The organism is Okeania hirsuta (assembly GCF_003838195.1).
Taxonomy (GTDB): domain Bacteria; phylum Cyanobacteriota; class Cyanobacteriia; order Cyanobacteriales; family Microcoleaceae; genus Okeania; species Okeania hirsuta.
On record NZ_RCBY01000289.1, the window covers coordinates 1 to 7820 of the forward strand.

Annotated in this window: 5 protein-coding genes and 1 pseudogene; 4 read left to right on the plus strand and 2 right to left on the minus strand. The window is 35.7% G+C overall.

Annotated elements, in window-relative coordinates:
• Window positions 1–627: 627 nt before the first annotated feature.
• Window positions 628–1461 (minus strand): annotated as a pseudogene (locus D5R40_RS28195) (ferrochelatase); the annotation flags it as partial.
• A gap of 161 nt (window positions 1462–1622) precedes the next feature.
• Complete coding sequence (locus tag D5R40_RS28200; protein ID WP_124147797.1) at window positions 1623–2825, minus strand: ferrochelatase; 1203 nt, start codon at window positions 2823–2825, stop codon at window positions 1623–1625.
• A 1159-nt stretch (window positions 2826–3984) separates the two neighbouring features.
• On the opposite strand from D5R40_RS28200, the gene D5R40_RS28205 reads away from it, so the two are divergent.
• The 4 genes from D5R40_RS28205 to D5R40_RS28220 all read left to right on the plus strand — a co-directional run bounded on the left by D5R40_RS28205 (window position 3985) and on the right by D5R40_RS28220 (window position 7561).
• Complete coding sequence (locus D5R40_RS28205; protein ID WP_240041673.1) at window positions 3985–4665, plus strand: hypothetical protein; 681 nt, start codon at window positions 3985–3987, stop codon at window positions 4663–4665.
• A gap of 333 nt (window positions 4666–4998) precedes the next feature.
• A complete protein-coding gene (locus D5R40_RS28210) occupies window positions 4999–5700 on the plus strand; it encodes a phosphoribosylanthranilate isomerase (RefSeq protein ID WP_124147796.1) in 702 nt (233 codons plus the stop codon).
• A gap of 173 nt (window positions 5701–5873) precedes the next feature.
• Window positions 5874–6764 carry an alpha/beta fold hydrolase gene (locus D5R40_RS28215; protein ID WP_240039208.1) on the plus strand — a complete coding sequence of 297 codons (891 nt, stop codon included), beginning with the start codon at window positions 5874–5876 and terminating at the stop codon, window positions 6762–6764.
• A gap of 479 nt (window positions 6765–7243) precedes the next feature.
• Entirely contained in the window at window positions 7244–7561 is a 318-nt protein-coding gene (locus tag D5R40_RS28220; protein ID WP_124147795.1) for a YkvA family protein, read from the plus strand.
• Window positions 7562–7820: the final 259 nt, after the last annotated feature.

A 7820-nucleotide genomic window follows, 5' to 3' on the forward strand; every position in this document is an offset into this window, starting at 1 on the left:
TGCTATATAATGATTCGGTACTATTTTAACACATTTTTTTCCAAAAGTCCAGCTAACTTGCTTCCATTGGTGGCCTCAAACTAGGGCTATTCAATTATAAGCGATCGCTTGAACATAAAGGTAGTTGGCGTTGGCGGAGCAAGTGCGGCAGCTATATCGCCATCTTTTTGGCCATCAACTTTGAATACATCTACTGTAATGATTCTGGTTTTATTATAAGTGATCATCCTAACATGATATTATACTACATTTTCAACTATATGGAGGGAAATGTAAATGTGGATCGCACTTATTGCTAAGGTTAAGTAATAGGCAATTCTATTATTCATACTTTTAATTCTATAAAGCTGTTTGCGTAGCATTCTGTAGGAATAGCTGATAGCTGATGCCTGAATGCTTACGGTAATTTCAACTCAAACAATCAAGTTTATTTCCCAAAGAATACAAAAGATAAAACGCATAACCACCAAATATAGTAGGGGTTAACGGCCGTCAACCCCTACAAATAGTGTATAATTTCGTTTTTTGCGAAAGTCCTGTTGATATTAAACCAATTTATTAATCTCAGCTCATACAGAATTTTCCTGTTGAATTCTCACTCCTGAATTCTGACTCCTAAAATTCTTCCTAATGATGATGATGGTGACCATGATCGTGGTCGTGATGGTGATGATGACCGTGGGAATGTCCATGCTCCCCACCGTGACTATGACTATGAGTTTTCTTCGCTTGTGCCACTGCTAAAGAAGGATTAACAGCTAAAGCATTCTCACTCAACAACTCCTCAATATAAAGGTTAGCCCAATCAGCAGCCATCTGCAAAAATTCTGGGCGATCGTTTACACAAGGCATTTGACGATAAGTTACTTCTGGATATTTGCGACGTATCGCTTCAATAATATGCTCAACATCTAATAATGTTTCGTGATTTTCTGTAGCAAAACCAATAGGCATAAATATAATAGCTGTTGCACCTAATTCTATAAGATTTTTAGCAGCAGTTTTAGCATCTGGTTGAGTCCAGTCAATTAGTGGGGTATCGTGATTTAACCAACCTACAGAAATTAAAGGAAAACGATTAATTAAACGTTCCCGCACTAACTCATAAAGTTCCTGACTTTCATCAATTCCAGAAGTAAAACCTTTAGCTTCGTGAGGGCAACCATGATTAGTTAAAACAATGCCAATTTGAGATGGTAAATGAGCAACTGCCAAATCATTAGCAATTTCTTCTTCTACCATTTTTGCCATTAGATTAATATAATCAGGTTCGTTATAAAAGGAAGGAATATAACGTTGACCTTTAATCCAATGTTCGGTCTTATCTGCTAATTTTACTAAGGCTTCATTAACTTGTTCGACGGCAATTCCACTGGTAAAAATAGAGTCAACTACTAGCAAAGGATAAATCAATAATTTATCAAATCCTTCAGCTTTAATTTGTGTTAATACTTGTTCTGGCCAAATATAGTAGGGGTTAACGGCCGTCAACCCCTACAAATAGTGTATAATTTCGTTTTTTGCGAAAGTCCTGTTGATATTAAACCAATTTATTAATCTCAGCTCATACAGAATTTTCCTGTTGAATTCTCACTCCTGAATTCTGACTCCTAAAATTCTTCCTAATGATGATGATGGTGACCATGATCGTGGTCGTGATGGTGATGATGACCGTGGGAATGTCCATGCTCCCCACCGTGACTATGACTATGAGTTTTCTTCGCTTGTGCCACTGCTAAAGAAGGATTAACAGCTAAAGCATTCTCACTCAACAACTCCTCAATATAAAGGTTAGCCCAATCAGCAGCCATCTGCAAAAATTCTGGGCGATCGTTTACACAAGGCATTTGACGATAAGTTACTTCTGGATATTTGCGACGTATCGCTTCAATAATATGCTCAACATCTAATAATGTTTCGTGATTTTCTGTAGCAAAACCAATAGGCATAAATATAATAGCTGTTGCACCTAATTCTATAAGATTTTTAGCAGCAGTTTTAGCATCTGGTTGAGTCCAGTCAATTAGTGGGGTATCGTGATTTAACCAACCTACAGAAATTAAAGGAAAACGATTAATTAAACGTTCCCGCACTAACTCATAAAGTTCCTGACTTTCATCAATTCCAGAAGTAAAACCTTTAGCTTCGTGAGGGCAACCATGATTAGTTAAAACAATGCCAATTTGAGATGGTAAATGAGCAACTGCCAAATCATTAGCAATTTCTTCTTCTACCATTTTTGCCATTAGATTAATATAATCAGGTTCGTTATAAAAGGAAGGAATATAACGTTGACCTTTAATCCAATGTTCGGTCTTATCTGCTAATTTTACTAAGGCTTCATTAACTTGTTCGACGGCAATTCCACTGGTAAAAATAGAGTCAACTACTAGCAAAGGATAAATCAATAATTTATCAAATCCTTCAGCTTTAATTTGTGTTAATACTTGTTCTGGTAAGTGGGGAGCGCAGAAGTTAAAAGCCTTGAAAACTTTAACGCGATCGCCCCACTTTGCTTGGAGATTTTTTTCAATTCCAGCTCTTTGACTTTCAAAAATAGCATTATGAGGAGAAATAAAATTACCATGTTGATGACTCCATTCATGCAAGTCAAAAATAGCTAATAATTTGGCAATGGGAGGGTATATCCAGGTAGGAACAGGAGCAAATTTAGCAGTAAGTAAATTTAATGCTTGTTCGTTATAATTAGCAAAATCTTCATAACTTTCTACTTCACCATATCCCATTAATAAAACTGCTACTCTGTCTTTTTTATCGGATGGAGTAACTGTTGATTGTTGAATTTTTTCTGGAGTAGTAACCACGTTTTTTCCCTTGATTTTAGAATTATTAATTAACTTGATACAAGAATGTACAACAGAAACAATTTATTGGCTTATACTCGGTCAAAAAAACAAGTATAAAAATCCTTTTTTTGAGAATAGGTTTGATTGAAATATGATTGAAAAAAACAAACATTTTTCTCAAACCTACTCCTACCACTATTGGTTTCTGTGCAACAGTAATAGTGAGTAATTAGACTCTGGTGTTAGTTTAACACTCCCCTCCGGGGGGATGGGTACTACAATAATTGAGATTATATAAAATATTCAAGGTTTGCTTGGGACATTTAACGAAGTCAGAAGTTAACCCACCCCTCGCCCCTCCCCCTCCCAGGAGGGGAAGTAGGGGATTGGAGCAAGGTTCCAAAAATACAGCATATTTCGGGCAAATAAGGTACAGGGTAAATGATGAAAATATTGTAGTGCGGGCATCTTGCTCGCTTCGGGGTGTACCTTATAACCAGGGCAAACGCATCTTATTTTGCCGTTCCCTATATGTAGTGTTTATTTGATTTTATAGACACTATATGTTGAAAGTCTATTGTCAACAAGCGCAATAAAACCCGGTTTATTGATAATTACCCCTAGTTTATTGACGAGATGCGTTTGCCCTGACCTTATAACAATGGGAAGCGCTGTATTTTGCCTTAAAAGGCGACGTTTTAGACCCAATTATTTTGATCAAAAGTTGAAAACTCAGATAAGGCCAGATTTTTCCATCCTTCAGTTCTCTCCCAGATAACTAAAGCCTTCTTCTTTCTTCCTTCTGAATTATGACTTTTGACTTATAACTTATAACTTTCTTCCTTCTTACTTCTGAATTATGACTTTTGACTTTTGACTTCACAAGGTACAGGGTAAATGATGAAAATATTGTAGTGCGGGCATCTTGCTCGCTTCGGGGTGTACCTTATAACAATGGGAAGCGCTGTATTTTGCCTTAAAAGGCGACGTTTTAGACCCAATTATTTTGATCAAAAGTTGAAAACTCAGATAAGGCCAGATTTTTCCATCCTTCAGTTCTCTCCCAGATAACTAAAGCCTTCTTCTTTCTTCCTTCTGACTTCTGACTTTTGACTTATAACTTATAACTTCAGGACTTACACAAATTATTAGATAAAACGCTATCTGTAGAGGGAAAATGCCATTTTCCCCTACTAGATATGGCGGTTCTGCGTCAGTCCTGACTTCTAACTTTCTTCCTTCTTCCTTCAAGATGACTATAGTAATTTGCCCTGGAATACACGACTCAAAGCTAACTGAGCAATTCTTGGAGGGACTATTTGTCCATTGGCAAAGTCTCTCTCAATCTGGAGAGTTGTTAATTTGTCCAACTCAAGATTATTCTCCCTATTCTGCTATTGACATTTTGAACTTTTTATGGATAAAAAACCAATTAACTAAAAATGTGCCACTATTATTTATTGCCTTTAGTGCTGGAGTAGTAGGAGCAGTAGGAGCAGCTTGGGGTTGGCAACTACGGGGTGGACAAGTCAAAGCCTTTGTTGCTATTGATGGGTGGGGAATGCCTGTAGAGGGAAACTTTCCTATATATAAGGTGAGTCACGACTATTTTACACATTGGAGTTGGGGACTTTTGGGGACTGTGGATGAAAGTTTTTATGCCCATCCATCTGTAGAACATTTGGAAATCTGGCGATCGCCCCAAACTACTACAGGTTGGTGGTTGCATCAAAACAGTATTGAAGTAAAAACAGCTTCACCAGTAACAGCAGCAGAATTTATCAGAATAATATTAGAAAACTATGGAGAATTAAGCACTTTTTCAGATGGTGAAGTATGTTCAATAATTAATAATTAATAATTAATAATTACCTCTCTTTGAAAAGAAGAGGATTGACTAAGCGGATAGTGAGGTACAGTTTAATACTAATCTCTTTTCGCTATTATCTATTCCCTATTGCCTATTACCTAAAAATTGTGGTCTAAAGCCTCGCTTTTTAAAGGGATAAAAAGCGGTCGATCTTCGGAGCTTCCCGTAGGGTGGAATGGCGTACTTCGGAGCGGCTCTGATAAGAGCGGGTCTCCTCGCTGGCCGACCATCGACCAACAGAAAAGAGACTATTCCTGATGTCAAGCCTCCTTATTGCAGATGTACTGATAACTGATAACTGAAATGACCTAGTTTTTTTAGATGAAACAAACAACAAAACCGCGAGTAAAAATTTGCTGTATTAGCAGTATTGAAGAAGCAAAAATGGCAATTATTTATGGAGCTTCAGCTTTAGGTTTAGTTTCTGCCATGCCTTCTGGAATAGGAGTGATTTCTGAGGAATTAATAGCAGAAATTTCTGCCATAGTTCCACCAGGTGTATGTACTTTTTTATTCACCAGTAAACAGGATGTAAAATCAATTATTGAACAACAGCGTCGGTGTCAGGTAAATACAATTCAAATATGTGACTATCTTACATTAGGAAAATATCAAGACTTGCGAGATGCTATGCCTGGAATTGCTCTTGTACAAGTTATTCATGTTACAGGAGAAGAATCGGTAAAAGAAGCTGTTGAAGTCTCTCCATTAGTAGATGCAATATTATTAGATTCTGGCAATAAATATCTACCAATTAAACAATTAGGAGGTACAGGTAAAGTTCATAATTGGGATATTAGTAAGAAAATCCGGGAATTAGTAGATGTGCCTGTATATTTAGCAGGTGGTTTAAACTCAGAAAATGTCACAGCAGCAATTAAACAAGTTTCTCCTTTTGGTTTAGATATTTGCACTGGTGTCAGAACAAATAATAAATTAGATGAAATGAAACTATCTCAATTTTTTAGTCAGATTTATTACAGTAGTTTTGGAGTTGATGAGGTACAAAATTTTAGGGAGTAGGGACGTTGCATACAACGTCCGTACAGAGTAGGGAGTAGGGAAAAAAAGATTAATTTTAAAACTGTACCTCACTATCCTAAAAAGTGCTGTAATTTAGACAGAGTTCGATATAATCTCTAACTAAATTAAAAACTAAATTAAAAATTTTAATCAGGAAGCAGGAGCTAGTTAAGGTGAAAACAACAGAAAAAACTTCTTATATTAATGTTAATGGCGTTGAACATTACTATGAATGGATAAAGACATCAAATTCCACAGAAAAATCAAAACCAGTAATGGTATTTCTCCACGGATGGGGAGGTTCTGGTAGATATTGGGAAAGTACAGCTAAGGAGCTTTCTAGTCAGTTTGATTGTTTAATTTATGACTTACGAGGATTTGGACGTTCATGTTTACCTCAACCTTCTGCCACTGAGGAAAAAACTATTTTAAAATCCTCAAAAAATCCTACAGAAAAATATGAATTAGTAGGCTATGCAGAAGATTTAGCAATTTTACTTGATGCTTTAAATTTAGAGAAAGTTTATATTAATGCTCATTCTATGGGAGGTTCTATTGCTGCCTTATTTTTGAATATGTATCCAGAGAGAGTAGAAAAAGCAATCTTAACTTGTAGCGGTATTTTTGAATATGATGAAAAAACATTTACAACCTTTCATAAATTTAGTCGTTATGTAGTCATGTTTCGCCCCAAATGGCTAGTACAAATTCCATTTATGAGCCGCATATTTATGGCAAGATTTTTATATAAGTCTCTGCCAGATAGTATTAGTCGTACATTTTTAGAAGACTTTTTATTAGCAGATTTTGATGCTGCCTATGGCACAGTTTTAACTTCCGTAAGTAAAGAAGCTACAGAATGGTTACCAGAACAATTTAAAAAATTTACAGTACCTACTTTATTAGTAGCTGGCGAATATGACCAAATTATTCCCGCAGAAATGGGTAGACAAGCAGCAGAATTAAATGAAAAAATAGAATTAACTATTATGCCAAATACAGCTCATTTTCCTATGTTAGAAGACCGGGAAAATTATTTACAAAGAGTGACAAATTTTTTGTAAGCATTTAGCAGTCAGCTATCAGCTATCAGCTATTAATTCATTGCCTTTATAGCAGGAGTTAGTATTGAGAGATTTAAAGAGAATTCAAAGTATTGGAAAAAACTAACCTTGACCTGAGCAGTGTATATTCATTATTTATGAAACAGCTAAAAGCTGAATGCTTAATTTTTTTGCCTTAGATAAAGCAAAATAAAAAAAATACAATCTAGAGGGGAATTATCCACCAAGAAGAATTAAAATTTATTAATGAAATTGGTTATAACCTAACCTCAGTTATTGCTTGAATATCTTCAAAAGCTGATTGCTGAATGCTAATAGCTGAATGCTTACAGGTTAACTACAAACTCCAATCACAAAATTCCCTAATTTTAAGTGTAGAAATTTCTGTAAAAACTATGGTGGATACTGACACTGCCATACTGCTTAAAATTCTGCCATTATTAAAAATGTAAGTAAGTTTTAAGTTTAAGGATAATTAAATGAGTTTTTCCATTCAATCTCTATATACTTGGTATCGTAATACTATCCGTAATCCTAAATATCGTTGGTGGATTATTGCTGGAACATTGGCTTATGTATTAAGTCCTTTTGACATCTCTCCAGATTTTATCCCAGTTGTCGGACAAATTGATGATGTTGCTATTGTAACTCTCTTAGTGGCAGAAGTTTCTCAGATGGTAGTTGAATATATGAAGTTACGTCGGGGTAAAGATGTGGCAGTTGCACCTGATATTAATGATAAAGACTCAACTACTACTGATACCACCGTTGATGTAGATGCTGTTTCAATCAAATAAATTAGACTTAGGCAAAATTAGCTTTCGAGTATTTTGTCTCCACTGTATGAAATATGAAAAAGAATGCTACGGGAGATTCCCCCTAACTCCCATTCAAAAGAAAGTGAAGCAACATCTGGCTTCTCCCTTGACAAGGGGGACGGGAGGGGGATCGAAGGCGTGATACATAGCAAAAATTTTAGTATTTCAAATAAGAATATTTAACCTAAGTCTCCAGTTAATGAAAAATGATGGACTTGGGTTTATTTTTTTGCAGAAA

Excerpts from the sequence above, each read along its gene's own strand:
- D5R40_RS28205 (WP_240041673.1), top strand. The coding sequence starts at position 3,985 with ATGCCATTTTCCCCTACTAGATATGGCGGTTCTGCGTCAGTCCTGACT.
- D5R40_RS28210 (WP_124147796.1), top strand. The coding sequence starts at position 4,999 with ATGAAACAAACAACAAAACCGCGAGTAAAAATTTGCTGTATTAGCAGT.
- D5R40_RS28220 (WP_124147795.1), top strand. The coding sequence starts at position 7,244 with ATGAGTTTTTCCATTCAATCTCTATATACTTGGTATCGTAATACTATC.